General features: G+C 72.2%; 25 protein-coding genes. 15 read left to right on the top strand and 10 right to left on the bottom strand.

Going from position 1 to position 26,032, the window contains the following annotated elements:
* Positions 1–26: 26 nt before the first annotated feature.
* Entirely contained in the window at positions 27–1,622 is a 1,596-nt protein-coding gene (locus OG933_RS30795) for an MFS transporter (protein ID WP_405630039.1), read from the bottom strand.
* A 181-nt stretch (positions 1,623–1,803) separates the two neighbouring features.
* On the opposite strand from OG933_RS30795, the gene panB reads away from it, so the two are divergent.
* The 3 genes from panB to OG933_RS30780 all read left to right on the top strand — a co-directional run bounded on the left by panB (position 1,804) and on the right by OG933_RS30780 (position 4,652).
* Positions 1,804–2,670 (top strand): 3-methyl-2-oxobutanoate hydroxymethyltransferase, encoded by an 867-nt coding sequence (gene panB / locus OG933_RS30790; RefSeq protein WP_314224063.1) that lies wholly within the window; start codon positions 1,804–1,806, stop codon positions 2,668–2,670.
* A gap of 141 nt (positions 2,671–2,811) precedes the next feature.
* Entirely contained in the window at positions 2,812–3,837 is a 1,026-nt protein-coding gene (locus tag OG933_RS30785; protein WP_405630036.1) for an ATP-binding cassette domain-containing protein, read from the top strand.
* Positions 3,834–4,652, top strand: coding sequence for an ABC transporter permease (locus OG933_RS30780; protein ID WP_020126776.1), 819 nt, complete (start codon positions 3,834–3,836; stop codon positions 4,650–4,652). Before OG933_RS30785 ends, OG933_RS30780 begins: the two co-directional genes overlap by 4 nt.
* A gap of 82 nt (positions 4,653–4,734) precedes the next feature.
* Here OG933_RS30780 and OG933_RS30775 read toward each other — a convergent pair whose 3' ends face one another.
* Entirely contained in the window at positions 4,735–8,178 is a 3,444-nt protein-coding gene (locus OG933_RS30775) for an AfsR/SARP family transcriptional regulator (RefSeq protein WP_405630034.1), read from the bottom strand.
* Positions 8,179–8,351: 173 nt separating this feature from the next.
* On the opposite strand from OG933_RS30775, the gene OG933_RS30770 reads away from it, so the two are divergent.
* Entirely contained in the window at positions 8,352–9,152 is an 801-nt protein-coding gene (locus tag OG933_RS30770) for a site-2 protease family protein (RefSeq protein WP_362523918.1), read from the top strand.
* Here the strand turns inward: OG933_RS30770 and OG933_RS30765 are convergent.
* Together OG933_RS30765 and npdG are read right to left on the bottom strand one after the other, a co-directional pair.
* On the bottom strand, positions 9,142–9,360 hold the full coding sequence (locus tag OG933_RS30765; protein WP_362523920.1) for a hypothetical protein: 219 nt from the start codon (positions 9,358–9,360) through the stop codon (positions 9,142–9,144). The two genes, OG933_RS30770 and OG933_RS30765, sit on opposite strands and share 11 nt — an antisense overlap.
* Positions 9,361–9,422: 62 nt before the next feature.
* Positions 9,423–10,151 (bottom strand): NADPH-dependent F420 reductase, encoded by a 729-nt coding sequence (gene npdG / locus OG933_RS30760; RefSeq protein ID WP_362265040.1) that lies wholly within the window; start codon positions 10,149–10,151, stop codon positions 9,423–9,425.
* A 103-nt stretch (positions 10,152–10,254) separates the two neighbouring features.
* On the opposite strand from npdG, the gene OG933_RS30755 reads away from it, so the two are divergent.
* Positions 10,255–10,851, top strand: coding sequence for a hypothetical protein (locus tag OG933_RS30755; RefSeq protein ID WP_405630031.1), 597 nt, complete (start codon positions 10,255–10,257; stop codon positions 10,849–10,851).
* Between the two features lie 262 nt (positions 10,852–11,113).
* Here OG933_RS30755 and OG933_RS30750 read toward each other — a convergent pair whose 3' ends face one another.
* A complete protein-coding gene (locus OG933_RS30750; protein WP_020126782.1) occupies positions 11,114–11,347 on the bottom strand; it encodes a hypothetical protein in 234 nt (77 codons plus the stop codon).
* Between the two features lie 57 nt (positions 11,348–11,404).
* On the opposite strand from OG933_RS30750, the gene map reads away from it, so the two are divergent.
* Positions 11,405–12,262, top strand: coding sequence for a type I methionyl aminopeptidase (map, locus tag OG933_RS30745; RefSeq protein ID WP_362523922.1), 858 nt, complete (start codon positions 11,405–11,407; stop codon positions 12,260–12,262).
* A 112-nt stretch (positions 12,263–12,374) separates the two neighbouring features.
* Complete coding sequence (locus tag OG933_RS30740) at positions 12,375–13,022, top strand: heme oxygenase (biliverdin-producing) (protein ID WP_405630029.1); 648 nt, start codon at positions 12,375–12,377, stop codon at positions 13,020–13,022.
* 69 nt (positions 13,023–13,091) lie between these two features.
* Here the strand turns inward: OG933_RS30740 and OG933_RS30735 are convergent, their stop codons facing one another.
* Together OG933_RS30735 and OG933_RS30730 are read right to left on the bottom strand one after the other, a co-directional pair.
* Positions 13,092–13,337, bottom strand: a complete 246-nt coding sequence (locus OG933_RS30735; protein WP_405630027.1) for a hypothetical protein — start codon at positions 13,335–13,337, stop codon at positions 13,092–13,094.
* A 123-nt stretch (positions 13,338–13,460) separates the two neighbouring features.
* Positions 13,461–14,105, bottom strand: a complete 645-nt coding sequence (locus tag OG933_RS30730) for a PhzF family phenazine biosynthesis protein (RefSeq protein ID WP_057599727.1) — start codon at positions 14,103–14,105, stop codon at positions 13,461–13,463.
* A gap of 79 nt (positions 14,106–14,184) precedes the next feature.
* On the opposite strand from OG933_RS30730, the gene OG933_RS30725 reads away from it, so the two are divergent.
* From OG933_RS30725 to OG933_RS30700, 6 genes are all read left to right on the top strand, one after another.
* Positions 14,185–15,303 carry a FecCD family ABC transporter permease gene (locus OG933_RS30725; RefSeq protein ID WP_405630024.1) on the top strand — a complete coding sequence of 373 codons (1,119 nt, stop codon included), beginning with the start codon at positions 14,185–14,187 and terminating at the stop codon, positions 15,301–15,303.
* 249 nt (positions 15,304–15,552) lie between these two features.
* Positions 15,553–16,371, top strand: a complete 819-nt coding sequence (locus tag OG933_RS30720) for a heme ABC transporter ATP-binding protein (protein WP_362523929.1) — start codon at positions 15,553–15,555, stop codon at positions 16,369–16,371.
* A 189-nt stretch (positions 16,372–16,560) separates the two neighbouring features.
* Positions 16,561–17,700: an iron uptake system protein EfeO gene (efeO, locus tag OG933_RS30715; RefSeq protein ID WP_405630021.1), complete on the top strand. Its 1,140-nt coding sequence runs from the start codon at positions 16,561–16,563 to the stop codon at positions 17,698–17,700.
* A 15-nt stretch (positions 17,701–17,715) separates the two neighbouring features.
* Complete coding sequence (gene efeB, locus OG933_RS30710) at positions 17,716–18,972, top strand: iron uptake transporter deferrochelatase/peroxidase subunit (RefSeq protein WP_362523933.1); 1,257 nt, start codon at positions 17,716–17,718, stop codon at positions 18,970–18,972.
* Positions 18,973–18,976: 4 nt separating this feature from the next.
* Positions 18,977–19,870: an iron uptake transporter permease EfeU gene (gene efeU, locus OG933_RS30705; RefSeq protein ID WP_362523935.1), complete on the top strand. Its 894-nt coding sequence runs from the start codon at positions 18,977–18,979 to the stop codon at positions 19,868–19,870.
* Positions 19,809–20,834, top strand: a complete 1,026-nt coding sequence (locus tag OG933_RS30700; RefSeq protein ID WP_362523937.1) for a hypothetical protein — start codon at positions 19,809–19,811, stop codon at positions 20,832–20,834. The genes efeU and OG933_RS30700 overlap by 62 nt, the downstream gene beginning before the upstream one ends.
* Positions 20,835–20,936: 102 nt before the next feature.
* On the opposite strand, the gene OG933_RS30695 is transcribed toward OG933_RS30700, so the two are convergent.
* From OG933_RS30695 to OG933_RS30685, 3 genes are all read right to left on the bottom strand, one after another.
* Positions 20,937–21,674 (bottom strand): bifunctional DNA primase/polymerase, encoded by a 738-nt coding sequence (locus tag OG933_RS30695; protein WP_054238023.1) that lies wholly within the window; start codon positions 21,672–21,674, stop codon positions 20,937–20,939.
* Between the two features lie 130 nt (positions 21,675–21,804).
* Positions 21,805–22,437, bottom strand: a complete 633-nt coding sequence (locus tag OG933_RS30690) for a TetR/AcrR family transcriptional regulator (protein ID WP_020126794.1) — start codon at positions 22,435–22,437, stop codon at positions 21,805–21,807.
* A gap of 45 nt (positions 22,438–22,482) precedes the next feature.
* On the bottom strand, positions 22,483–23,484 hold the full coding sequence (locus OG933_RS30685; protein ID WP_362523940.1) for a Gfo/Idh/MocA family oxidoreductase: 1,002 nt from the start codon (positions 23,482–23,484) through the stop codon (positions 22,483–22,485).
* 87 nt (positions 23,485–23,571) lie between these two features.
* Between OG933_RS30685 and OG933_RS30680 the strand changes: the two genes are divergently transcribed.
* Both OG933_RS30680 and OG933_RS30675 read left to right on the top strand, forming a co-directional pair.
* Complete coding sequence (locus OG933_RS30680) at positions 23,572–24,885, top strand: multidrug effflux MFS transporter (RefSeq protein ID WP_405630014.1); 1,314 nt, start codon at positions 23,572–23,574, stop codon at positions 24,883–24,885.
* The gene (locus OG933_RS30675) at positions 24,840–26,006 is read left to right on the top strand and encodes a serine hydrolase domain-containing protein (protein WP_405630013.1); all 1,167 of its coding nucleotides are present in this window, start codon (positions 24,840–24,842) and stop codon (positions 26,004–26,006) included. Before OG933_RS30680 ends, OG933_RS30675 begins: the two co-directional genes overlap by 46 nt.
* Positions 26,007–26,032 lie beyond the last annotated feature (26 nt).

The raw sequence follows: 26,032 nt of genomic DNA, 5'->3' as shown, positions 1-26,032 counted from the left end.
TTCCCGGCCGCCCCGACCACCGTCCCCTACGGCTTCGTCCGCATCAACTCCCCCTCCTCCGCCGCGTCCTGCGGCGCGGGCTTCGGCCTGCCCGGCAGGAACACGGCCACCACGACCGCGCCCACGGCCGCGACCCCGGCCCCGCACAGGGCGGTGATGTGCATGGCGTGCAGGAAGGCGTCGTTGGCGGGGGCCACCAGCACCTTGCCCTGGTCGCCGAGTTTCGCGGCGATCCCGAGCGTCGCCTCGATGGACTCGCCCGCGGTGTCGCGCAGGGCCGCCGGCAGCGTGCCGAGGTGCCCCTCGATGCCGTTGCGGTACGACGCCGACAGCACCGAGCCGAGTACGGCGATGCCGAGCGCGCCGCCGAGCTGACGGAAGGTGTTGCTGAGCGCGGAGGCGGAGCCGGCCTTCTCCCGGGGCAGCGCCTGCATGATGACGACGCTGGTGGGGGTCATGACGTGGGCCATTCCGGCGCCCATGCAGAAGAAGACGATCTCCAGGAGCCAGATCGGGGTGTCGGCGTCCAGCGTGGCGAAGGCGACCAGGGTCGCCGCGAGGACGACCATCGCCCCGGTGGTCGTGACCCGGACCCCGAAACGGTCGACGACCAGCCGGGCACGCGGCGCGAAGATCAGCTGGGCGGCGGCCAGCGGCAGCAGGAGCAGACCGGACTGCAGCGGCGAGTAGCCGCGCACGCTCTGGGTGTAGAAGACCGAGAAGAAGGTGACGCCCATCAGCGCGAAGAAGACCAGCGTGATGACGGCCATCGCGGCCGAGAACACCTTGTTCTTGAAGTAGTCCATGTCGACGGACGGATGGTCGCTGCGCTTCTCGTACACCACGAACGCGACGAGGACGAGCAGGCCGGCCGCTATGGTCGCCAGCACGGTCGGGTCCGTGAAGTCGGCCAGTTCGCCGCCCTTGATGATGCCGTAGACGAGCAGGACCAGGCCGACGACCGACAGGACGACGCCGACGAGGTCGACGCGGCCGGGGTTCGGGTCACGCGACTCGGGCACCAGCCACAGCATCAGCCCGAACGCGATCAGCACGATCGGCACGTTGATGAGGAAGACCGAGCCCCACCAGAAGTGGTCGAGCAGCAGGCCGCCGGTGATGGGGCCGATGGCGATCGCGAGCCCGACACCGCCCGCCCAGATGCCGATCGCCTTGGGCTGCTCCTCACGCTCGAAGACGTTCATCAGGACGGCGAGGGTCGCGGGCATCACGAAGGCGGCGCCGACGGCCATCAGCGCGCGGAACGCGATGAGCTGGGCCGGCGAGCCGGATTCCGCGGCGAGCGCGGAGCCGATCCCGAAGACGGCGAGCCCGCCGAGCAGGACCTTCTTGCGGCCCAGCCGGTCACCGAGGAGACCGGCGGTGAACAGCAGTCCCGCGAAGACGAGCGTGTAGGAGTTGATCGCCCACTCCAGCTCGCTCTGGGTGGCGCCGAGGCCGGTCGGGGCGGGTGTCGAGATCGTCTTGATCGCGACGTTCAGGATCGAGTTGTCGAGCACCACGATCAGCAGGCTCAGCATCAGGACACCGAGGATCGCCCAACGACGCCGGTGCACCGCTTCCGGTATCCGCGGAGCGGTGGGGACGGCAGGAGTAGTCATGGCGTCGAGCGTAGGACACTTCCGATACGAGACCGTCTCGTATCGATTCCTCTTACCGTTTTTCTTACTGAGGCTTTACCCACAGGGGGCGCTCTGGCCCTCCCTGGCACGAAGTGCCACCATGGGTGGTGGTCCGGGGACGCCGTGAGGGCGCCTCGAGATGACGTAAGGAGCCGTTGCAATGACGCAGCTTTCGGCTGCCCACACGAATGCCCCCGACGGCAGCAAGGCGCTGTACGGAGGCAAGGGCACACGCCGCATCACCGTTCGCGACATCGGCCTCGCCAAGGAGCGCGGCGAGAAGTGGCCCATGCTCACCGCCTACGACGCGATGACCGCCTCCGTCTTCGACGAGGCCGGGATCCCGGTGATGCTGGTGGGCGACTCGGCGGGCAACTGCCATCTGGGGTACGAGACGACCGTGCCCGTCACCCTCGACGAGATGACCATGCTGTCGGCGGCGGTCGTACGGGGCACCAGCCGTGCGCTGATCGTCGGCGACCTGCCGTTCGGCTCCTACCAGGAGGGACCGGTGCAGGCACTGCGCTCGGCGACCCGTCTGGTCAAGGAGGCCGGGGTCGGGGCCGTGAAGCTGGAGGGCGGTGAGCGCTCGCACCGCCAGATCGAGCTCCTCGTCGAGTCCGGCATCCCGGTCATGGCGCACATCGGCCTGACTCCGCAGTCCGTGAACGCGATGGGCTACCGCGTGCAGGGACGCGGCGAGGAGGCGGCCCAGCAGCTGCTGCGGGACGCGAAGGCCGTGCAGGACGCGGGCGCTTTCGCGGTGGTGCTGGAGCTGGTTCCGGCCGAGCTGGCCGCCGAGGTCACCCGGGTGCTGCACATCCCGACCGTCGGCATCGGCGCGGGGCCGGAGACCGACGCCCAGGTACTGGTGTGGACCGACATGCTCGGGCTGACCGGAGGCCGGGTGCCGAAGTTCGTCAAGCAGTACGCGAACCTGCGTGAGGTCATGGGCGACGCGGCGAAGGCCTTCGCCGAGGACGTCGTCGGCGGAACGTTCCCGCTGGACGAGCACAGCGTCCACTGAGCCATTTCCGCACCACCGCAGCCCGCCGATCTTCCCCCGTCGGCGGGCTGCGCTCTTTCGCGCCGGTGACTGTCGGGAGGATGTCGGTGCTGTCGGCGTCCTGTCGGTGGTTTGTCGGTGGGGGTCGGCAGAGTTCCTGTCATGACGCGAATCGACAAGAACCCCAGTGGCGCGGGAAGCGCTGTAACCGTTCGGGGGTTGGTCAAGCACTACGGCGAGACCAAGGCACTGGACGGCGTCGACCTCGATGTACGGGCCGGAACCGTGATGGGGGTGCTCGGGCCGAACGGCGCCGGGAAGACGACCCTCGTGCGGATCCTGTCCACCCTGCTGGCCGCCGACGACGGGCAGGCGACCGTCGCCGGCTACGACGTCGCACGCCAGCCCCGGCAGCTGCGCCGGGTGATCGGGCTCACCGGCCAGTACGCCTCCGTGGACGAGAAGCTCCCCGGGTGGGAAAACCTGTACCTCATAGGGCGGCTGCTCGACCTGCCCCGCAAGGAGGCCCGGATCCGGGCCGACGAGCTGCTGGAGCGGTTCTCGCTGACGGACGCCGCCAAGCGGCCCGCCAGCACGTACTCCGGCGGTATGCGGCGCCGGCTCGACCTCGCCGCGTCGATGATCGGCCGGCCGCAGGTGCTGTTCCTGGACGAGCCGACCACCGGGCTCGACCCGCGCACCCGCAACGAGGTGTGGACCGAGGTCAAGGCGATGGTCGGGGACGGGGTCACCGTGCTCCTGACCACCCAGTACATGGAGGAGGCCGAGCAGCTCGCCTCCGAGCTGACCGTCGTCGACCGGGGCAAGGTCATCGCCGGCGGCGGCATCGAGGAGCTGAAGGCCCGGGTCGGCGGGCGGACGCTGCGGGTACGGCCCGCCGACCCGCTTCAGCTGCGGCCGCTGGCGAGCTGGCTCGACGAGCTCGGCATCACCGGGCTCGCCACCACCGTCGTGGACGCCGAGCGCGGTTCCGTCCTGGTGCCGGTGCTCAGCGACGAGCAGCTGACCGCCGTGATCGGCGCGGTCAGCGCGCGCGGCATCACGCTCACCTCCCTCACCACCGAACTGCCCAGCCTGGACGAGGTCTTCCTGTCCCTCACCGGCCACCGGGCGAGTGCCCCGCAGGACGCCCAGCCCACCGAGACCCGCGAGGAGGTCGCCGTATGAGCGCGGCCACGATCGACATCAGCACGACGACCGACGCGCGCATCCCGTTGCGCAGCCACCTCCGGCACACCGGCGCGCTGATCCGCCGCAACCTGCTGTGGATCCGGCAGGACCCGGAGTCGATGTTCGACGCGGTCCTCTTCCCGGTGATCTTCACGCTGCTGTTCGTGTACGTCTTCGGCGGCTCGATCGGGCAGTCGCTGGGCGGCGGGCAGGAGGCGTACGTGCAGTACGTCATCCCCGGGCTGCTGGCCATGATGGGGATGAACATGGCGCAGGGCGTGGGCACCGGCTTCAACACGGACTTCAACTCCGGGGTCATGGACCGCTTCCGGTCGCTGCCCATCGGACGCGGCTCGGTGCTCTTCGCCAAGATCGTCGTGGAGCTGATGCGCATGCTGGTCGCGTGCGTGATCCTCGTGGTGGTGGCCGTGCTGGTGGGCTTCGACATCACCAACTGGCCCGGTCTGTTCGCCGCCGTGGGGCTGGCCACGGTGTTCGGTTCGGCACTGATGTGGGTGTTCCTCACCCTCGGCGTGATGATGAAGAGCGCGCAGTCCGTGCAGGCGATGGGCTTCCTGGTGCTGATGCCGCTTCAGTTCGGCTCGTCGATCTTCGCCCCCACCCAGTCGATGCCGGGCTGGCTCCAGAACTTCACCGAGTACAACCCGCTGTCCTCGCTCGCCGACGCGGCGCGCGGACTGATGGTGGGCGGGCCGGTCGCGCACGGACTGTGGGTGACGCTGGCCTGGTCGATAGGGCTCACCGCGGTGATGGCACCGGTCGCGATCCACAAGTTCCGCACGAAGACCTGAGCCGGACGCCGAACGGGTCACGTCGGGACGCGGTGACACGCGTCGGGACGCGGCAGTACGCGTCGGGATGCATCAGGGCGATTCACACCAGGGCGGTGGCCTCCTCGTAGGAGAGGCCACCGCCCTCGGCGTACGCGCTCTCGAACTCCGCGTCGCCGAGCGCGCCGCGCGTCCGGGCCATGGCCAGGTCGCGCGCCTCGCGCTCCACCCGCGGGGGTACGTGGCGCGGCGGCAGCAGGGTGTCGGCGGAGCCCAGGCAGCGGGCGGCGTCCGCGGCGCGGCCGCCGCCGTCCACGCCGACGAGGGCGGTCGCGGCGATGAAGAGATAGAAGGAGCGCATCTGCGGGGCGATGGCCACGGACAGCGGATCCGTGGCCCGTTCCAGTGCGGCCCGGATGCCGGTCAGGGCCTGCGCGGACCGGCCGTCGACCGCGTCCAGCCAGGCCTCCGCGCCCAGGATGAAGGACTGGAAGACCGCGAAGTGACCGAAGTCGAACTCCTCCCGCAGCAGGTTCAGTTGCTCGCGGGCTTCGGTGCGGCGGCCGGTGGCGGCCAGCCAGCCGGCGAGGAAGAGGCGGGCGATGTGCATGGCCTCGTTGACCGCGCGCTCCTCGCCGGCGATCACCTCGCGCAGCACGCGTTCGCCCCGCTCCTCGTCACCCGCCTCCAGCAGCGCGCTGCCCAGCCGGGCGGCGAGGACCGCGGACTGGGAGCGGGCGCCGAGCCGTTCGGCCTGCTCGATGGCACCCTCGTAGTCGGCGGCGGCCTCGAGGTACGCGCCCAGGCGTTCGTGGGCCTCGGCGCGGGCCGAGAGGGCCTCGGCGGTGCCCCAGACGTCGCCCAGGCGCTGGAAGATCTCCAGGGCCTCGGCCGCGTCCTGGAACGCGCTCCCCGCCCAGTCGGCGCGGTTGGCGAGGATGTTGGCGCGCAACTGGAGGCAGGAGGCCAGCTCCCACTCGTAGCCGGGCGTCCGGCGGCAGGTGTCGACGTTGGCGTCGATGATGGCGCGGATGCGGTCCGGGGCGCCGGTCATCATCACGGCGAAGAACCAGAGCAGGCCGGGTGCGCGGCAGGTCTGCGGCAGGCCGGGCTCGTAGGTCTCGGCGATCAGCCGCAGCTTGGCCTGCGACGTCGCGGTCTGCCAGGCCTCCATCTCGGTGTCCATACAGGCCAGATGGGCCAGGTGGACCCCGCGCCGGGCCTCCGCGAGGACCTCGCCGGTCATCGGCGGCGGGGCGTCGATGCAGGACTTCCACACCGGCGCGGCCGGGCGCAGCGGTTCGGCGAACGGGTCGGGGCTCAGGGCCATGGCCTCGACGCACCAGGTACGGGCCTCGATGCGCAGATCGCGCATCTGCCAGTACCAGACGAGTGACAGGGTCAGGCAGAGCGCCTCCTGCTCGTCCCGGGCCGCGACGGCGCGGCCCAGCGCGGTGCGCAGGTTCTCGTACTCCAGCTGGAAGCGGTCGATGGCGTCCCGCTGCCCGGGACCGCGCAGCAACGGCTCGGTGGTGCGGGCGAGTTCGCGGTAGTACGTCAGATGCGCCCGCTCGGCCGCCGCCCGCCGCCCCGACTCGTCCAGTCGCTCGCCCGCGTACTCGGCGACGGTCTCCAGCAGTCGGTAGCGCATGTCACCCCGGGGATCGGGAGCGGCGACGACCAGCGACTTGTCGACGAGCGAGGCGAGCAGATCGAGCGAGGCGAGGGAGTCGTGGCCCGTGCGGGAGGCGGCGGCCGGGCCGCACACCGCCTCGACGGCGGCGAGGTCGCAGCCTCGGGCGAAGACCGACAGGCGGGCCAGGACGTCGCGTTCGTCCTCGTCGAGCAGGTCCCAGGACCAGTCGACGACGGCCCGCAGGGTCTGCTGGCGGGGCAGGACGGTGCGGCTGCCGGAGGTCAGGAGGCGGAAGCGGTCGTCGAGCCGGTCCGCGATCTGGCGGGGCGTCAGCATCCGCAGCCGGGCGGCGGCGAGCTCGATGGCGAGCGGCAGGCCGTCGAGCCGACGGCAGATCTCCGCACAGGCCGCCGCGGTGTCGTCGTCGGCGTCGGGCCGGAATCCGGGGCGGGCGGCCGCGCCCCGGTCGGCGAGCAGCCGCAGCGCCACCCGCTCCGGCAGCGGAGCCAGTGGGCGCAGCACCTCCCCGGGCACACCGAGCGGCTCACGGCTGGTCGCCAGCACCGTCACCTCGGGGCAGCGCGCCAGCAACTCCTCGACGAGCCGGGCGGCGGCCTCGACCACGTGCTCGCAGTTGTCGAGGACGATCAGCATGCGGCGGCGGGCGCAGTGCTCGACCAGACGCTCCAGGGGGTCGTCGTGGCGCTCGGCGGCGACCCTCATCTCCTCGGCGCCGGCGCCGTACAGCACGGTCTCGCGGGCTCCCACGGCGGTGAGGACGGCCTGCGGCACGGCGTCCGGGCCGGCGACGGGCGCGAGTTCGGCCAGCCAGACGCCGTCGCGCGCGGTGTCCCGTACGGTCTCGGCGGCCTCCTGCGACAGCCGGGTCTTGCCGGCCCCGCCGGGCCCGAGCAGGGTGACGAGCCGTCCGCTCGCGAGGTCCCCCCGGATGGCGGCGATGTCGGCCTCCCGGCCGACGAAGGAGGTGAGGCGGGCGCGGAGGTTGCCGAGGGGCGGGGGTGGCAGGGCGGAGGAAGCCGGTGCGGACGGAGCCCCGTTCGGGCCCGCGGGCCCGACGGGACGGGACGCTTTCCCGGCGCCTCCCGGAGCGCCGAGACCTCCCGGAGCGCCGAGACCTCCCGGAGCGCCGAGACCTCCCGGATCGCCGGGGCTTCCCGGATCTCCGGGGGCGAGCAGCTCCGTGTGCAGGGCGCGCAGTTCGGGGCCGGGGTCGGTACCGAGGCGGTCCGCCAGCAGCCGGCGGACCTCGTCGTACGCGGCCAGCGCCTGAGCGGTGCGGCCCGCCTCGCGCAGGGCGCGCAGCCGCAGGACCTGGAGGGGCTCGTCCAGCGGGTGGGCGTCGCACAGGGCGGTGAGTTCGGGCAGCGACCGCTCGGCCTGGCCGAGGGCGATCGCGGCGGTGTGCCGGGCGCGCAGCGCGTCGAGGCGGCGGGCCTCCCAGCGGGCCGCCTCGGCGGCGCGGTCGGGCAGGTCGGCGAGGGCCGGCCCCTGCCACAGGGCGAGGGCGTCGTCGAGGACGACGGCCGCCTTGGCGGGGTCGCCGTCGGTGAGCGCGCGGATGCCGTCGCCGGTCAGCCGCTCGAAGCGGTGCAGGTCGACGTCGTCCGGGGCGGCGGCCAGCCGGTAGCCGCCCTCGGCGGAGTCGATCGCGCCCGCCCCGAGGGCCCGGCGCAGCCGGCCGACCAGCGCCTGGAGCGCGCCCGGCGCGTCGGCGGGCGGGTCACCGGCCCACACCTCCTCCACCAGCAGCCCGGGGGGAACGCTCCGCCCGGCCCGCAGCGCCAGCACGGCCAGCAGGGCGCGCAGCCGCGCTCCGCCGACGGCGACGGGGACGCCGTCCGGACGGAGTGCCTGGGTGGTGCCGAGGATGCGATAGCGCACGGGGTCCATTCTCTCCGGTGGGATCGACGTCGGTCACGGGGTTCCGGCGGGGTGGCGCGAGCCGGTTGCCCGCACGTTTCGGGTCCCAGGAACCGGGCGCCGGCCACGGGACGTTTTCCCGGTATGCCCGGGCCGGGTACGGTCGGGCAGTTCCACACACGCGTACGAGCTCAGGGGGCCCCATGACCACCGCCACCACCCGCAGTGCCGAGCGGAGGATCAGTCCCGTCTTCCTCGGCATCCTGGCCGTGACGGCGGTCACCGGCTGGGCGACCTGGACGGGCTTCGCCGAGCAGCCGGGCGTGGCGGTGTTCCTGTTCGTGACGGCCGCCTGGATCGTGTCCCTGTGTCTGCACGAGTACGCACACGCGCGTACCGCCCTGCACAGCGGTGACATCTCGGTCGGCGCGAAGGGGTATCTCACGCTCAACCCGCTGAAGTACACCCACGCCCTGCTCAGTGTGGTGCTGCCGGTGCTGTTCGTGATCATGGGCGGGATCGGTCTGCCGGGTGGTGCGGTCTTCATCGAGCGCGCGCGGATCCGGGGGCGGTGGCGGCACAGTCTGATCTCGGCGGCCGGTCCGCTGACGAACGTGCTGTTCGCGGTGGTGTGCACGGCGCCGTTCTGGCTGGACGCGCTGGACGGCGTGCCGGCCGACTTCCGGTTCGCGCTCGCCTTCCTCGCCCTGCTCCAGGTCACGGCGGCGATCCTGAACTTCCTTCCGGTACCCGGTCTGGACGGCTACGGGGTCATCGAGCCCTGGCTGTCGTACAACGTCAAGCGGCAGGTGGAGCCGTTCGCGCCGTTCGGACTGCTGTTCGTGTTCGCGCTGCTGTGGGTGCCGGCCGTCAACGGAGTCTTCTTCGACATGGTCGACGCGGTGCTGCGCGCTCTCGGGATCGGCGACGTCGAGACGTACTGCGGTCAGTCGCTGTACCGCTTCTGGAAGGACACCAACGAGTTCTGCGCGGTCAGCGGCTGACGTCGGCCCCCGCGGCCCCGCGCAGCTTGTCCCGCCTCACGTAGTACCAGGTCATGTTGGAGGACAGGCCCGCGAGCAGCACCCACACGATGCCCAGCAGACTGCCCTGGACGAAGGAGACGACCGCCGCGGCCACGGCGAGTACGCAGACGACGAGCGTGTAGAGGGCGAGTCGCCGGGTCGGGCCGGCCGAGGGAAGGGGGGACATGGGTCCGGTTTCTCCTGTCGGGGGACACTGCTGGGCTGCTCCGTCCAGTGTCCCCCATACGCTCACACGTCCGTGACGCGCAGCCCGGCGTGGGCCTTGTAGCGGCGGTTGACGGAGATCAGGTTGGCGACCAGGGACTCCACCTGGTGGGCGTTGCGCAGCCGCCCGGCGAAGACACCCCGCATGCCGGGGATCCGGCCGGCCAGCGCCTGTACGAGCTCCACGTCGGCGCGCTCCTCGCCCAGCACCATCACATCGGTGTCGATCTCGTCGATCTCCGGGTCCTGGAGGAGGACCGCCGAGAGGTGGTGGAAGGCGGCGGCGACCCGGGAGTCCGGCAGCAGGGCGGCGGCCTGCTCGGCGGCGCTGCCCTCCTCCGGCTTCAGCGCGTAGGCGCCCTTCTTGTCGAAGCCGAGCGGGTTGACGCAGTCGACGACCAGCTTCCCGGCCAGCTCCTCGCGCAGGGACTCCAGGGTCTTGCCGTGGCCGTCCCACGGTACGGCGACGATCACGATGTCGCTGCGGCGCGCGGTCTCGGCGTTGTCGGCGCCCTCGACACCGTGCCCGAGCTCGTCGGCGGCGGCCTGGGCACGGTCGGCGGCCCGCGAGCCGATGATCACCTTCTGGCCGGCCTTGGCGAGCCGGTAGGCGAGACCCTTGCCCTGCGGGCCGGTCCCACCGAGCACCCCGACGACCAGTCCGGAGACGTCGGGGAGGTCCCACGGGTCCTTGGCGGGGGCCTTCGCCGGGGCGGCCGCGGCGGCGTTCTGTGCACTGTCGGTAGAGGTCATGGGCCGACTTTACGTGGGCGTGCCGAGCGGCCCTTCGTCATGTCGGGTGAACGAGGGGCGAACCCCGGGCGGGCGGCGGCCGGTTGCGGCACGATGCGGCCGCATGGACGCCGTAAGGGTCGCGCTGCTGCGTGAGGTGCTCGCCGGGACCGAGTGGCTGGGGGCCACCCGGAGGTTCGCCGGGGTGCTGCGCGGGTCGGTCGTCTCGTACGGGGGCGGGCTGCTGCTGGTGGGCACGGCGGCGTACGAGCCCTGGCATCTCGCGGCGCATCTGGTGGACGAGGCCGCGTGGTCGGGTACGCCGGAGCTGGCGCCGACCCTCGTCCGGCATGCCGCGCGCCCTTCCGACCCGGCGCATCTCGCGGTCGGCCTGGGCCGGATCGAGGCGGCCCGGCGGGGCGAGACGCTGCTGGTGGCGTCGCCGTCGGGGGACGCACCGCTCCTGGAGCGGGTGTCGGACGCCCGGCGGACCGGCGTGATGATCCTGGCCCTCGGCCCGGGCGAGAAAGAGCTGACGGCCCTGGCCCACGAGACGCTGGCCGTGCCGGACGGCTCCGAGCTGGACCTGGACACCGTGCAGCACCTGGTGAGCGCGGCCGCCGGCGAGACGCTGCCCCCGACGAGAGGGCGCCGACGCCTCGCCGACCGCCTCTCCCACCTGGCCGAACGCCTGACGGCACCGCCGCCTCCCCCCTGGTGACCGGCCCGCGCCGCCTGCCCGCGCCGCCTGTCCGTCCCGCCTGTCCGCCCCGCCTGTCAGGGTCCGCCCGCCGGTCTCGCCGAAAAGCGGTTGCCCCTCGCTCCGCTCCCGCCCGAGCATGGCCCCTCGTGACCGACAACGATGTCCCCGCCGCCGCGCCTCCCGCTCCCTCCGGTCTGCGTGCGCGAACGAACACGCCGCGCGGCTGCGCGCCAAGCGGTCGGCGGCCGCACCGGCGGTGGACGTGTGACCGGTCGGGGGATCAGTCGTCGTCGGTGGCGCCGCCCGCCGGGGCGTCGTGCCACTTGGGGTCGTTCTCCCACTGGAGGTTGCGCTCGCGGGCGGTCTGCATCGCGTGCTCGGCCTCCGCGCGGTTGGCGTACGGGCCGAATCGGTCCTTGGCCGGGCACTCCGGCCCCTCCTCGACCTTCTTGTGCTCCAGGCAGTAGTACCACTCGCCCGGCTTGCCGGCGGTCGACTTCTTGAACAGGGGCATGACGGCTCCTTTCGCCATCGACATGTTCCCCCATGGCCGCTCGTTAGACTCACTGGCATGTCTGGCCAGTCGCTGCTCGTCCCCGGGGAGCTGTCCCCCCTCCGTTCGGTGCCCGGAAACATCCGCCGCCCCGAGTACGTCGGCAAGCCCGCGCCGACGCCCTACACCGGGCCGGAGGTGCAGACACCCGAGACCATCGAGGCGATGCGCCGGGCCGGCCGGATCGCCGCGCAGGCGATGGCGGAGGCCTCGAAGCTGATCTCGCCGGGGGTCACCACCGACGAACTGGACCGGGTGGCGCACGAGTACATGTGCGACCACGGCGCCTATCCGTCGACGCTGGGCTACCGCGGCTTCCCCAAGTCCCTGTGCACGAGCGTCAACGAGGTCATCTGCCACGGCATCCCGGACTCGACGGTCCTGCGCGACGGCGACATCGTCAACCTCGACGTGACGGCGTACATCGGCGGGGTGCACGGCGACAACAACGCCACGTACCTGGTCGGGGACGTCGACGAGGAGTCGCGGCTGCTGGTGGAGCGGACCCGGGAGTCCCTCGAGCGGGCGATCAAGGCGGTCCGGCCCGGCCGGCAGATCAACATCATCGGGCGGGTCATCGAGTCGTACGCCAAGCGGTTCGGGTACGGCGTGGTGCGGGACTTCACCGGGCACGGGATCAACTCCTCGTTCCACTCCGGGCTGATCGTCCCGCACTACGACAGCCCGCACGCGACGACCGTCATCCAGCCCGGGATGACGTTCACGATCGAGCCGATGCTGACCCTCGGCACCCACGAGTACGACATGTGGGACGACGGCTGGACGGTGGTGACCAAGGACCGCAAGCGGACGGCCCAGTTCGAGCACACGCTGGTGGTGACCGAGACGGGCGCGGAGATCCTCACGCTGCCGTAACGCGACCGAAGGCCCGCCCCTGCTGGGGGCGGGTCTTTTCTTGTACGCTTTTACCGACAAGGCGTCGGCAAACCCATTGACTTAGGTAAGCCTTACCTTAAAGGATGTGGGCATGGACTCGTTCTCGACACTCATCCGCACGGCCTCCCACGAGCAGCACGTGGAAGCCGAGACCTCGACGTTCATGAGTGACCTCCTCGGCGGCAGGCTCGGCGTCGAGGCGTACGCGCGCTACACCGAGCAGCTCTGGTTCGTCTACGAGGCGCTGGAGGCCGGCGCCGAGCGACTGGCCTCGGACCCGGTGGCCGGGCCCTTCATCCGGCCGGAGCTGTTCCGGCTGCCGGCGCTGGAGCGGGATCTCGCGCATCTGCGGGGCGCCGGATGGCGGTCGGGTGCGTCGGCCCTGCCGACGACGGCGGCGTACGCGGCGCGGGTGCGGGAGTGTGCCGAGCGCTGGCCGGCCGGGTACATCGCCCACCACTACACGCGCTACCTGGGCGATCTCTCCGGCGGGCAGATCATCCGCGACAAGGCGGAACGGACCTGGGGCTTCGAGCGCAAGGGCGACGGCGTCCGCTTCTACGTCTTCGAGGAGATCGGCAACCCGGCGGCCTTCAAGCGGGGTTACCGGGAACTGCTGGACGGGGTGCGCGCGGACGACCTGGAGAAGCAGCGGATCGTGAGCGAGTGCAAGCGCGCCTTCGCGCTGAACACCGATGTCTTCCGGGCCCTGGGCGAGGAGTTCTCGCTCTCGGCGTGAGCCGGCTTCACGGGCGGAAACGGAGCGGGCCCCCTCGCCGCACTCACGGTGAGGGGGCCCGGCGCCTGATCAGAAACGGTCGCAGTGCTTGCCGGCCCAGAAGATGTCGGCCGAGGACGTGTCGACCGCGCCGATGTACGGGCTGCAGACACCCTCGTACCCGCCGAAGTGGTGGTGCTCGCGCGACTCCTCGTGGTGCTCGCGGGGCTCCTCGTGGTGCTGGCGGGGACCCTCGTCGGCGGTGGCGGTCGACGCACCGGTGGCGGCGAGGGCGATGCCCAGGACGGTGGCGGCCAGAACTGAACGGATACGCATGGCGTTCCTCTCACGGGGCTCGGGTGTCACGCCCAGAGGTCCCCGTTCGCCTCCTTCCGCACACGCCAGACCACTCGTACGGCCGCGTAAAAGTACGCGGGTGCCCGCGACCGGCCCTAGGGTTCAGCGCTCCAGGAACACCCGCCCGCCGATCTCCACCCACCCGTACGGCTGCGGGGCCGTCAGAATCTGGGAGCCCGCGCCCTGGGTGATGTTCAGCGCACGGCCGAGCCGCTCGGTGAGCAGCAGCGCCGGCGCGCCCGTCGCCTCGATCTCGTCGACGCCGTCACCGCGGCCGGGGAAGCCGCGGGCGCGGATCCGGCCGGCCGGCTCGTCCTCCCAGGCCCAGGCGTAGATCCAGTCGCCGGCCGGCGGCACGGGGAGGTCGTCGACCTCGGCGGCGGTGGCGTACCGGTGGAACACGCACGGCGGGGCCCACTCCGCGCGCGCCTCGATCCAGGTGAACTCGCCGTCCAGACGGGTGCCCACGGCGCCGGCCGGCGTGACGAGTTCGGGCACGTCGAGCAGCCAGGCGACGCCCACGCACGAGTGGTCCGCGAAGGACAGGCGGCGGGTGGGCGTGTAGACGTCGATGATCCCGCGCTCGGGGTCGTCGACGAACACCGTCTCGCCGAAGCCGAGTTTGGCCGCGAGGTCCTGCCGGTCCTCGCGGTCCGGCAGCACCGAACCTTCGCGGACCACGCCCAGTTCGTTGCCGTAGCCGCCGTTCGGCGCACAGAAGACGCGGAGCACGTCGTAATCAGTCACCGGGGAATTGAAGCACCGTCGGCCGGCCGGGGCGGCCGGGCCATGGCGGGTGAAGGTTAGGCTAACCTAAGCTTCGGCCATGACCGTCCTGGACAAGCCCGCCGACACCGGCGGCTCCGCCGAGAACGCCGCCCCCGCCGCCGTCCTGGCTCCCCCGGCCGGCCGGACGCGACACGGCACCGCCCGGCTGCTGACCGCCGGGCTGATTCTGGCGCTCGTGGTGCTCGTGCCGGTGGCCGGCGGGCTCGGCGCCTATCCGGTCCCGGTCGGGGACGTGCTCTCCTCCGTGCAGCACCGAACCGGCCTCGGGGGCCACGAGTTGGACCGGGTCGCCGAGTCGGTGCTGTGGAACGTACGGTTCCCGCGCATCGTGCTCGCGCTGCTCGTCGGCGCCTCGCTCGGGTGCGCGGGCGCGCTGATGCAGGGCGTGTTCGGCAACCCCCTCGCCGAGCCGGGCGTCATCGGGATCTCCTCCGGCGCGGCGGTCGGCGCGGTCGCCTCGATCGCGTTCGGCCTGAACTTCCTCGGCAACTGGACGGTGTCGGCGTTCGCGTTCGCCGCCGGGCTCGGCACGGTCCTGCTGGTGTACGTGATGTCGCGCTCCGGCGGCCGCACCGAGGTGGTGACGCTGATCCTCACCGGGATCGCCGTGAACGCCTTCGCGGGCGCGCTGATCGGGCTGTGTCTCTTCTTCGCGGACACGGCGGCGATCCAGCAGATCACCTTCTGGCAGCTCGGCTCGCTGTCCCAGGCGACCTGGCCGAAGGTGCTCGCCGTGCTCCCCTGTGCGGCGCTCGGGCTCGCGCTCGCGCCCCTGTCCTCGCGTCGGCTGGACCTGCTGGCGCTCGGCGAGCGGCCCGCCCGGCATCTGGGCGTGGACGTCGAGCGGCTGCGGATCGTGCTGATCCTGGTGGTGGCGTTGCTGACGGCGGCCGCGGTGAGCGTCTCCGGGATCATCAGCTTCGTCGGGCTGGTGGTCCCGCATCTGCTGCGCATGGCGGCGGGGCCGGGGCACCGGTTTCTGGTGCCGGGCAGTGCGTTGCTGGGAGCGGTGGTGTTGCTTGCCGCGGATCTCGCGGCTCGCACGGTCGCCGTGCCGGCGGAGCTTCCGCTCGGTGTTCTGACGGCTCTGCTCGGGAGTCCGTTCTTCTTCTGGCTGTTGCGCAGGACGCGGCGCCGACAGGGGGGTTGGGCTTGATGCCCACCCACCCGCTCCCGGGGCTCCGCCGCCGGCCGTCGGCCGTCCGGTGTGCGCGGATGCGCCGTTGGGGGGGGTGTGGTCGGGCGCGTGCCGGTCGGCTGTGGCTGGTCGCGCAGCTCCCCGCGCCCCTGGGGGGGGCGGGCCACGCCCTGCCCCCCACCCGGCCGCCGGCCGCCCAGAGCAACCCGAAGCAACCCCATCCGCCTGTCCGTTCGGCGTTCGTCGTCGCCTTTCGAGGGATCGTCCATGAGACTTCTTCGCCGTCGGTTCTCGCCTCCCGAGGGTGTTGTGCCCGGTGATCTGCTTGCCGAGGTCGTGGGGCTTCATGTGCGGCTCGGGGGGCGGGAGGTACTTCGGGGGGTGGGTGTCGAGGTGCGGGCCGGTGAGGTGCTCGCGCTGGTCGGGCCCAACGGGGCCGGGAAGTCGACGCTGCTCGGTGCGCTGGCCGCCGACCTGCCGGCCGCGCGGGGTGTCGTGCGGATCCTGGGCCGACCGGCCACCGAATGGACCGCGCCGGAGCTGGCCCTGCGGCGGGCCGTGCTGCCCCAGGCGGCGGCGCTCTCCTTTCCGTTCACCGTGGAGGAGGTCGTCCGGATGGGGCGCGCCCCGCACGCCTCCTCCCCCGCCGAGGACGACCGCACGGTCGCTTCGGCGATGGCCGCCACCGAGGTGAGCGGGTTCGCCGCGCGGCCCTTCTCCGCGCTGAGCGGCGGCGAGCGGGCCCGGGTCGCGCTGGCCCGGGTGCTGGCGCAGCGCGCGCCCCTGCTGCTGCTCGACGAGCCGACCGCCGCCCTGGACCTGAAACACCAGGAGCTGGTGCTGCGGCTGTGCCGGGAAAGGGCGCGCGAGGGGGACGCGGTGGTCGTGGTGCTGCACGATCTGGGGCTCGCCGCCGCCTACGCGCACCGGGTCGCGATCCTGTGCGCCGGGCGGGTGGCGGCGGACGGCCCGCCGGGCGAGGTGTTCACCGAGCGGCTGCTTTCGGATGTCTACGACCAGCCGGTCGAGGTGCTTCCGCACCCCCGGACCGGAGCCGTACTGGTGACCCCGAAGCGGAATCTTTGAATCTCCTTTGACCATCCCTTGGGGTCCGTTTTGAGTCACCGTGATCGCCTCGTGCTCATACGGCGTCTATGAGAGGTGAATCACTGCACGGGCGGGTATTACGCAGGTAAGCCTTGGATAAGTTAGGCGAGGCTCACCAACCCTTGTGAGCCGCGTCACGCCCATATTCAGCCATCGCTGGGAGCCCGAATGCGAGCCGCCAGACTGTCCGTCGTCACCGCCGTCACCGCCGTGACCGCACTGACCGCCGTCACCGGCTGCACCTCCAAGAGCGACGCCAAGGACGGTGACCGCGTCATCGGCGTGACCGCCACCGACGCCAAGTGCGTGACCTCCAAGAAGGAGATCTCCGCCGGACACGTCGAGCTCGCCATCGAGAACAAGGGTTCCAAGGTCACCGAGGTCTACATCCTCTTCCCGGACGACCGGATCGTCAGCGAGCGGGAGAACATCGGCCCCGGCACCAAGCAGCGGGTCACCGCCGAGGTGAAGGCCGGCAACTACCAGATCGCCTGCAAGCCCGGCATGAAGGGCACCGGCATCCGCCAGGACCTCAAGGTCACCGGTGGCTCGGTAGCCAAGCGTGACCCGCGTCTGGACAAGGCCGTCGCCGCCTACCGCGAGTACGCACAGGAGCAGGCCGACGCCACGCTGCCGCTCGTCGCGACCTTCGTGAAGGCGGTCAAGGCCGGCGACCTCGAAGCGGCCAAGGCGGCCTACGCGCCCTCCCGTATCGGCTGGGAGCGCACCGAGCCGGTCGCGGAGTCCTTCGGCGACATCGACCCGAAGGTCGACGTCCGCGCGGACGGCCTGGAGGCCGGTCAGACCTGGACCGGCTGGCACCGGCTGGAGAAGGCGCTCTGGCAGGACAAGAAGATCACCGCCGCGGAGAAGACCCTCGCCGACCAGCTCACCACCGACCTGACCGACTGGCAGAAGCGGGTCGGCAAGGCCGAGATCACCCCGACCTCCATGGCCAACGGTGCCAAGGAGCTCCTCGACGAGGTCGCCACCGGCAAGGTCACCGGCGAGGAGGAGCGCTACTCGCACACCGACCTCGTCGACTTCAAGGCCAACGTCGAGGGCGCCCAGAAGTCCTACGAGCTGCTCAAGCCGGTCGCCAAGGAGAACGACGCGGCCCTGGTCACCGAGCTGGACAAGCAGTTCGCCGCGCTGAACACGCTGCTGGACAAGTACCGCCCGAACACGTCCTCGTACGCGTTCACCGCGTACGACAAGGTCGCAGCCGCCGACCGCAAGGAACTGTCCGACGCGGTCAACGCGCTCGCCGAGCCGCTGTCCAAGCTCGCCGCCGCCGTGGCGAAGTAACCGAGGGGCCAGGACATGACCGAGACCCAGGGCAGCGTGCCGTCCCGACGGTCGCTGATCGGCTGGGGCGGTGCCGGGCTCGCGCTCGGTGCCGCCGCGGCCGGCGGCGCGGTCGCGATGACCCGCACCGGCGAAGACGTCGATCCGGCGGCCGCCGAGGCGGGCGCCGCGATCGGCTTCCACGGCCGCGTCCAGGCGGGCATCGCCACGCCCGTGCAGGACCGGCTGCACTTCGCCGCGTTCGACGTGACGACCACGGACCGCGCCGAGTTCGTCCAGCTGCTGAAGGACTGGACGGAGGCGGCCCGCCGGATGACGGCCGGGAAGGCGGTCGGCGAGGGCGCCTTCGGCGGTCTCGCCGAGGCGCCGCCGGACGACACCGGCGAGGCCCTGGGGCTCAAGCCGTCCCGGCTGACCCTGACGGTCGGCTTCGGGCCGTCGCTGTTCAAGAAGCTCGGCCTCGCCGACCGGCGGCCCGACGCCCTGATCGACCTGCCCACGTTCGCCGGGGACGCGCTCGACGCGGCCCGCAGCAACGGCGACCTGTGCATCCAGGCCTGCGCCGACGATCCGCAGGTCGCCGTGCACGCGATCCGCAACCTGGCCCGGCTCGGCATGGGCAAGGTCGTCATCCGCTGGTCGCAGCTCGGCTTCGGCAAGACCTCGTCCACGACGCCCGACGCGCAGACCCCGCGCAACCTGATGGGCTTCAAGGACGGCACCCGCAACATCGCGGGCACCGAGACCGACCGGCTGGAGAAGTTCGTCTGGGTCGGCGAGAAGGACGTCAAGGAGAACTCGGCCTGGATGGTGGGCGGTTCCTATCTCGTCGCCCGCCGGATCCGGATGCACATCGAGACCTGGGACCGCACCTCGCTCCAGGAGCAGGAGGACATCTTCGGCCGAGACAAGGGCGAGGGCGCCCCGGTCGGCAAGGCCAAGGAGCGCGACGAGCCGTTCCTGAAGGCGATGAAGCCCGACGCGCACGTACGGCTCGCGCACCCGGACTCCAACCACGGGGCGACGCTCCTGCGCCGCGGCTACTCCTTCACCGACGGCACCGACGGCCTCGGCCGGCTCGAGGCCGGTCTGTTCTTCCTCGCCTACCAGCGCGATGTGCGCGAGGGCTTCGTCCGCGTCCAGCGCAACCTCGCGTCCGACGCGCTCAACGAGTACATCCAGCACGTGGGTTCGGCCGTCTTCGCCGTCCCGCCGGGCGTCCGCGACAAGGACGACTGGTGGGGCCGGACGCTGTTCTCCAAGGAGGCCTGAGCCCGTGTTCTCCAACTATCTGATCGGACTGCGCGAGGGCCTGGAGGCCAGCCTCGTCGTCTGCATCCTCATCGCCTACCTGGTGAAGACGGACCGCAGGGACGCCCTCAAGCCGATCTGGATCGGCATCGGCGTCGCCGTCGTGCTCGCGCTCGGCTTCGGCTGCGTCCTCGAATTCGGCTCCCAGGAACTGACGTTCCAGGCGCAGGAGGCGCTCGGCGGCTCCCTGTCGATCCTCGCGGTCGGCCTGGTGACGTGGATGGTGTTCTGGATGCGGCGCACCGCCCGGCATCTGAAGTCGGAGCTGCACGGCAAGCTGGACGCGGCCCTCGCGATGGGCACCGGCGCCCTGGTCGCCACCGCCTTCCTCGCGGTCGGCCGGGAGGGCCTGGAGACCGCCCTGTTCGTGTGGGCGTCGGTGCACGCGGCCGGCGACGGCACCCCGCGCCCGCTGATCGGCGTGGCCCTGGGCCTGGCGACGGCCGTCCTGCTGGGCTGGCTGTTCTACCGCGGCGCGCTGAAGATCAACCTCGCCAAGTTCTTCACCTGGACCGGCGGCATGCTCGTCGTGGTGGCCGCGGGCGTGCTGGCGTACGGCGTCCACGACCTCCAGGAGGCCGACCTGGTCCCGGGCCTGAACAGCCTGGCCTTCGACATCACCGGCACCGTTCCGCCGGACAGCTGGTACGGCACGCTGCTGAAGGGCGTGTTCAACTTCCAGCCCGATCCGACGGTCCTCCAGGTCACGGTGTGGCTGCTGTACCTGGTCCCGACGCTCGCGCTGTTCCTCGCCCCGGTAGGGTTCGCCTCCGGGAAGGGGAAGGTGAAGTCGCCTGATGAGCAGGGAACGCAGCCTGACGACCGGGGTTCCGCGCAGTCGAAGGCTCCGCGCACGTGACCGGTACGCACTCCTAGCGGCATCGCTCACCGCCGTCTCGCTCACGGCGAGCGGCTGCGTGGTCGTCCACGGGGAGCTCGAACTGCTCCCGGCCGCCACGAAGGCGGAAGCCGTGAAAGCGGTCGAGCAGTTCACGTCCGCCTACAACAAGGCCGACGCGGCGTACGACAGTTCCCTGGACGCCGACTACACCACCGGTGCCCTCGGGATCATCGACGAGGCGCGACTGAAGGCGGGCCGCGTCAACAACCCGGACGGCAACCCGCAGCACACACCGCTGGTGCTGTCGGACGTGAAGTACACGATCGTCGAGAAGGCGGGCTGGCCGCGCTGGTTCGTCGCCGACGCGAAGGGCAACAAGGGCGGCGACGCACGCTGGTTGATGGTGTTCAGCCGGGGCGAGCGGGCGGAGCCGTGGCAGGCGACCTATCTGACGCTGGTGGCGCCGGGCTCGGTACCGGAGTTCAAGCAGGCGGGCAAGGACGGCCACGCCGAGGCCGTACCCGCCGACTCCGCCGAACTGGCCGTCGCCCCCAAGGACTTGAGCAAGGACTACGCGGCGTACCTGCAGAGCGGCAAGGGTGCCTTCGCGGACGGCGCGTACACCGCTGCGCTGCGCTCGACCCGGGCGAAGAACGCCACCAAGCCGGGCCTGGCCACGCAGTACATCGACGAGCCGCTGACCGGCGGTGACTACGCGCCGCTGGCGCTGCGCACCGCGGACGGCGGGGCGCTGGTCTTCTTCACCACGCACCACTACATGAAGCAGACGGCCGCGGCGGGCGCCGCCGTGCCCACGCCGAACAAGAACGTGGCCGCGCTGACGACCGGTGAGGTCAAGCAGTCCCTGACGATGGAGTTCGTCGCCAACGACGTCGCCCTGGCCCCCGCGAAGGGCGCGGGCAACGGCAAGGTGTCGATGCTCAGCCGCCTGGAGGGACTGACGGCGGCGAAGGGCGCGTGAGCGCTCCGCTGGGAAGTCCGGCGAACCGCCCGCGGGTGCGTCGTCCACCCGCGGGTGCGTCGTGGCCGGTGGCGCAGTTCCCCGCGCCCCTTTCGGGGCGCGTCAGTGGCGTGAGGGCCAGGCCGTGTTCGCGTGGTCGGGCTCCTGGCCGGCGTGGCGGGCGCAGGCGTCCGTGAGGGTTTCGAGGAGGGTCAGCGGGTCGGGCAGCGCGTGCTCGGGTCCGCGCAGCCAGTGCACGCGACGGCCGTCGTCGCCGGGGAGCCGGGCCGGCGGTACCAGGACGTAGGAGCCACGGCAGTGCCAGCGCAGGCCGGGGTGCTCGTCCATGGTCTCGGGGTGGCAGTCCAGGGCGCACGGCCACCACTCGTCCTCGTCCTCGGGGGTGCCGCGGGTGAGGGTGAAGAACAGCATGCGGCCGTCGTCGCTCTCGGCGACCGGGCCGACCTCGACGCCGGAGTCGAGCAGCCGCTCCAGGGCCTGCCGGCCCGCCTCCAGCGGCACGTCGAGGACGTCGTGCGTCATGCCGGTGGCGGTGATGAAGTTGGCCTGCGGCTGGTGGCGGGCCCAGCGCTCGATCTGCGCGCGGTCGGTCGTGGACTGCGTCTGCCAGGCGAAGGACACCGGGTGCCGGGCGGGGGTCGGACAGCCGACCCGGTCGCAGGAGCAGCCGTAGCCGGGAGCCGGGTGCGCGGCGGGTGCGAGCGGGAAGCCCGCTCCGGCAGCGGCCAGCAGCAGGGCCTCACGGTCGCCGTCGTCGGCGGCCTCCGTCGGGCCGCTCGTGCGCAGCCACTCCGAGATCTTGCCCCACAGGCCGGTCCGGCCGCCGAACTCCGCGCTCATCTGTCCCCTCGCCTCGCTGTGGTGCGGACAGCATGCCTCATGGTCCCACCATCCTGCGCATCGGGGGGCCGTAGCCGTGAATCGGGGCAGGTGGGACGGGTGGGGCCAGAGTGGCCTATGTGCGGCACGCTCACCGGGGCGCGAGACCGTGCAGGGCGTAGTCGACGAGGGCGTCGGTGTACTCGTAGGAGATCGGGCCCGTGTACTGGAGCCAGCGCTGGGCGAGCGGGGAGATGAAGAACTCCAGGGCGATGCGCGGGTCGAGGTCGGCGCGGACCTGGCCGGCCTCCTGCGCGGCGCGCAGCCGGTCGACGTACAGCTGGATGGACGGTTCCATCAGCTTGGCCGTGAACTCGCGGCCGACCTGTTCGTTGACCACGCCCTCGGCGGCCAGGGCCCGGGAGGGCGCCTCGAACCTGGGGTCCGTGAGCTGGTCGACGGTGGCCCGCAGGACGGCCTTGATGTCGGCGGCCAGGTCGCCGGTGTCGGGGATGACGTACGGCTCCTCCGCCGAGGCCCCCGCGTCCCGCGCCGCCTGTTCGCTGAGGTCGAGGAAGGCCTCCAGCAGGACGTCGGCCTTCGACCCCCACCAGCGGTAGATGGTCTGCTTGCCGACGCCCGCGCGGGCGGCGATTCCCTCGATGGTGGTCTTCGCGTAGCCGGTCTCCGCGACGAGGGCGAGCGCGGCGTCGTAGATGGCGCGCCGGGACCGCTCGCTGCGGCGGGTGGTGTCGGGGGCCGGCTTACCGGACTGGGTGACCATGGGTCGACGGTACCAAGCGGGTGAGACGGGACGTCTCGCGAACTGTCACGCGTCCTCGCCGGGGTAGCGCACGCCGATCCGCTCGCGGACCGTGTCGAGGGTCCGCATGACCGCGAGGCTGCCGTCGAGCGGGACCAGCGGGGACTCGGTCTCGCCGGCCCGCAGCGCGCGCATGACCTCGCGGGCCTCGTGCCGGAGCGTCGTCCGGGGTCCGTCGGCCGGGTCGGCGGCGAACTCCTCGGGGTCACGCCCGGCGCGGTGCAGGACGAGGCGGTCGGGGTGGAAGAAGCCGGACGGGATGTCGATCCGGCCGCGTGAGCCGGTGACGGAGGCGGTGGTGCCCGTACCGCCGGTCAGGGAGCAGTGCAGGGCGGCGAGCGCGCCGGAGTCCCAGGACAGGGCCAGCGCCGTCTGCAGGTCGACGCCCTCGGCGGACAGGACGGCCTGGGCGGCGATGCCCGAGGGCGCGCCGAGCAGGAGGTGGGCGAAGGAGACCGGGTAGACGCCGAGGTCGAGGAGGGCGCCGCCGCCCTGGGCGGGGTCGCGCAGCCGGTGCGAGGGCGGGAAGGGGCCTTCGAGGCCGAAGTCGGCCTGCACGGTGCGGACCTCGCCGATCGCGCCGTCGTCGACGAGGGCCTTGAGGCGGCGGATCACCGGGTTGCAGTACATCCACATGGCTTCCATGAGGAAGCGGTCGTGCTCCCTGGCCAGCGCGACCAGCTCTTCGGCCTCGCGCAGGTTCAGCGTGAACGCCTTCTCGCACAGCACGTTCCGCCCGGCCTCCAGGCAGAGTCCGGCGGCGGCGCGGTGGGCGGCGTGCGGGGTGGCGACGTAGACGACATCGATGTCCTCGTCGGCGGCGAGCGCGGCCCAGTCGCCGTAGGCCCGGGGTATGCCGAACCGGTCGGCGAACGCCTTCGCGGAGACCTCGGAGCGCGAGGCGACCGCGACGACCTCGGCGTCGGGCAGGTCGATCAGATCCGCCGTGAACGCGGCGGCGATCCCGCCGGTCGCCAGGATGCCCCACCGCACCGTGTCCGTCGTCATACCCTGCCCCGTCCTCGTGCCGTCCCAGCAGTGTGTTCGAGCTGAGAGCATAGGTGGCACAGATGTCGGAAAGGGAGGGGCGGCCGGATGCCGGAGGGTGGGGCCATACCTGACGCGGCGCCGAAGGCCGTGACGGACCGGGGTACGCGCACGGGCGAGGGAGCGGGGCCGACGCTGTCCGCCCGGCGCCGGGCGGGGCTGCTCGTCACGCTCGTGCTGGGCGGGCTGACCGCCACTCCCCCGCTCTCGATGGACATGTACCTCCCGGCGCTGCCGGAGGTGACCCGCTCCCTGCACGCGCCCGCCGCGACCGTGCAGCTCACGCTGACCGCATGCCTGGCCGGTATGGCGCTGGGGCAGCTGGTGGTCGGCCCGATGAGCGACCGGTGGGGGCGCAGGCGCCCGCTGCTGGCCGGACTCGTCGTCTACGTCGTGGCGACCGCCCTGTGCGCCCTGGCGCCCACCGTGGAGCTGCTGGTCGCCTGCCGGCTGCTGCAGGGGCTCGCGGGCGCGGCCGGGATCGTGATCGCGCGGGCCGTCGTACGCGATCTGTACGACGGCGTGGCGATGGCCCGGTTCTTCTCCACCCTGATGCTGATCTCCGGGGTCGCCCCGGTCGTGGCGCCGCTGATCGGCGCGCAGATCCTGCGGGCGACGGACTGGCGGGGCGTGTTCGTGCTCCTGACAGGGGTGGGGCTGCTGCTGGCCGTGGTGGTGTGGACCCGGCTGCCGGAGACGCTGCCCGCCGCCGAGCGCCACGCGGGCGGGGTCGGCGAGGCCCTGCGCTCGATGCGCCGGCTCCTCGGCGACCTGCCCTTCACCGGGTACATGCTCACGGGCGGTTTCACCTTCGCCGCGCTGTTCGCGTACATCAGCGCCTCGCCGTTCGTGGTCCAGGAGATCTACGGCGCCTCCCCGCAGACGTTCGGCCTGCTGTTCGGCGTGAACTCGGTCGGGCTGGTGCTGATCGGCCAGGTCAACGGCAGGGTGCTGGTGGGCCGCGTCCGCCTGGACCGGGTCCTGGCCGTCGGTCTTGCGGTGATCGTGCTGGCCGCGACCGCCCTGCTGCTGATGACGACGGGTGTGTTCGGCGAGGTCGGGCTGGCGCCGGTGGCCGCCGCGTTGTTCGTCCTGATGTCCGCGATGGGCGTCACGCTGCCCAACGCGCAGACCCTCGCCCTGATGCGGGTCCGGCACTCCGCCGGGTCCGCCTCCGCGCTCCTCGGTACGTCCTCCTTCCTCATCGGCGCGATCGCCTCGCCGCTCGTCGGGATCGCCGGCGAGCACACGGCCGTCCCGATGGCCGTCGTCCAGTTGGCTGCCGCACTGGTGGCGGTGGCCTGCTTCGTGGGAATGTGCCGTCCCTGGACGAAGGCGGGCGCGGAAGGAGCAGTGAGCTGAGCGCACCGAGACTGCGCGTCGACACACCGGAACGGGCCGGGCTTGACCCGGCGGAGACGCGGCTCCTCGTCCGCGACGTCGTGGACCTCACCACCGGCGACCGGCCCTGGGCGGCGGGCGCCGTCGTGGTCGCCGGGCGCGGCCCGGTGATCGCCGTGCGGGAGGCGGTGGGCTGGGCGGTGCGGTACTCGGCGTACGACCCGGCGGCCGACGCCGGGGTGGAGCTCCCGGCCGGGGCGCGGATCCCGATGACCGTCGACACCCCTTTCGACCTGGCGTCCCTCACCAAGCTGTTCACCTCGGTCGCGGCGGTGCAGCAGATCGAGCGCGGCACGCTCGGCATCGATGCCCGGGTGGGCGCCTATCTGCCGGACTTCCACGCGGCCGCCGCCCACGGCATCACCGTCCGCCAGCTCCTCACCCACACCTCCGGGCTGCGCCCCGAGCTGCCCCTGTACGACTGCGCGGACGACACCCGGCGGTGGGCGCTGCTACGCGCGGAGACGCCGGTCGGCGCACCGGGCACGTACATGTACTCGGACCTGAACATGCTGCTGCTCCAGCAGCTCCTGGAGCGGCTGACCGGCCGCACCCTCGACGTCCTCGTGCGGGAGGGGATCACCCGTCCGCTGGGCATGACCTCGACCGACTTCGGCCCGTGCCCCGGCGCGGCGGCGACCGAGGACCAGCGGCGGCCGTGGGCGAAGGCGGACCGGGGGATGCTGCGGGGCGTGGTGCACGACGAGAACGCCTGGGCGCTGGGCGGGGTGGCCGGTCACGCGGGGCTGTTCTCCACGGGCCACGATCTCGCGGTGTTCTGCCGCACCCTGCTGTCGGGCGGTTCGTACGGTACCGCCCGGATCCTGGGCCCCGACTTCGTGGAACTCCTGCTGACCCCGCCGGGGCTGGGCTTCGCGGTGGACCAGTCGTGGTTCATGGGCGAGCTGGCGGGCGAGGGCGCGGCGGGGCACACGGGGTTCACCGGGACCTCGCTGGTGCTGGATCCGGCGACGGACACGTTCGTGGTGCTGCTGGCGAACACGGTGCATCCGAGGCGACGGGTGCCGGACAGCGGGCCGCGGGCTCTGGTGGGGACGCGGCTGGCGATGGCGGTGCGGTGACGGCCGGTGCGGTGACGGCCGGTGCG

Source organism: Streptomyces sp. NBC_00016 (genome assembly GCF_045040885.1).
Lineage (GTDB): Bacteria > Actinomycetota > Actinomycetes > Streptomycetales > Streptomycetaceae > Streptomyces > Streptomyces coriariae.
The sequence above is the reverse complement of the archived record's forward strand: the minus strand, read 5'-3'. Positions and strand labels throughout refer to the sequence as shown.

Coding starts and splice junctions, on each gene's coding strand:
- OG933_RS30700 (WP_362523937.1), top strand. CDS start 19,809: ATGAGCAGGGAACGCAGCCTGACGACCGGGGTTCCGCGCAGTCGAAGG.
- OG933_RS30740 (WP_405630029.1), top strand. CDS start 12,375: ATGGACTCGTTCTCGACACTCATCCGCACGGCCTCCCACGAGCAGCAC.
- OG933_RS30720 (WP_362523929.1), top strand. CDS start 15,553: ATGAGACTTCTTCGCCGTCGGTTCTCGCCTCCCGAGGGTGTTGTGCCC.
- map (WP_362523922.1), top strand. CDS start 11,405: ATGTCTGGCCAGTCGCTGCTCGTCCCCGGGGAGCTGTCCCCCCTCCGT.
- OG933_RS30755 (WP_405630031.1), top strand. CDS start 10,255: ATGGACGCCGTAAGGGTCGCGCTGCTGCGTGAGGTGCTCGCCGGGACC.
- OG933_RS30690 (WP_020126794.1), bottom strand. CDS start 22,437: ATGGTCACCCAGTCCGGTAAGCCGGCCCCCGACACCACCCGCCGCAGC.
- panB (WP_314224063.1), top strand. CDS start 1,804: ATGACGCAGCTTTCGGCTGCCCACACGAATGCCCCCGACGGCAGCAAG.
- OG933_RS30735 (WP_405630027.1), bottom strand. CDS start 13,337: ATGCGTATCCGTTCAGTTCTGGCCGCCACCGTCCTGGGCATCGCCCTC.
- efeO (WP_405630021.1), top strand. CDS start 16,561: ATGCGAGCCGCCAGACTGTCCGTCGTCACCGCCGTCACCGCCGTGACC.
- OG933_RS30775 (WP_405630034.1), bottom strand. CDS start 8,178: ATGGACCCCGTGCGCTATCGCATCCTCGGCACCACCCAGGCACTCCGT.
- efeB (WP_362523933.1), top strand. CDS start 17,716: ATGACCGAGACCCAGGGCAGCGTGCCGTCCCGACGGTCGCTGATCGGC.
- OG933_RS30770 (WP_362523918.1), top strand. CDS start 8,352: ATGACCACCGCCACCACCCGCAGTGCCGAGCGGAGGATCAGTCCCGTC.
- OG933_RS30680 (WP_405630014.1), top strand. CDS start 23,572: ATGCCGGAGGGTGGGGCCATACCTGACGCGGCGCCGAAGGCCGTGACG.
- OG933_RS30765 (WP_362523920.1), bottom strand. CDS start 9,360: ATGTCCCCCCTTCCCTCGGCCGGCCCGACCCGGCGACTCGCCCTCTAC.
- OG933_RS30780 (WP_020126776.1), top strand. CDS start 3,834: ATGAGCGCGGCCACGATCGACATCAGCACGACGACCGACGCGCGCATC.
- npdG (WP_362265040.1), bottom strand. CDS start 10,151: ATGACCTCTACCGACAGTGCACAGAACGCCGCCGCGGCCGCCCCGGCG.
- OG933_RS30785 (WP_405630036.1), top strand. CDS start 2,812: ATGACGCGAATCGACAAGAACCCCAGTGGCGCGGGAAGCGCTGTAACC.
- OG933_RS30795 (WP_405630039.1), bottom strand. CDS start 1,622: ATGACTACTCCTGCCGTCCCCACCGCTCCGCGGATACCGGAAGCGGTG.
- OG933_RS30685 (WP_362523940.1), bottom strand. CDS start 23,484: ATGACGACGGACACGGTGCGGTGGGGCATCCTGGCGACCGGCGGGATC.
- OG933_RS30725 (WP_405630024.1), top strand. CDS start 14,185: ATGACCGTCCTGGACAAGCCCGCCGACACCGGCGGCTCCGCCGAGAAC.
- OG933_RS30695 (WP_054238023.1), bottom strand. CDS start 21,674: ATGAGCGCGGAGTTCGGCGGCCGGACCGGCCTGTGGGGCAAGATCTCG.
- OG933_RS30750 (WP_020126782.1), bottom strand. CDS start 11,347: ATGCCCCTGTTCAAGAAGTCGACCGCCGGCAAGCCGGGCGAGTGGTAC.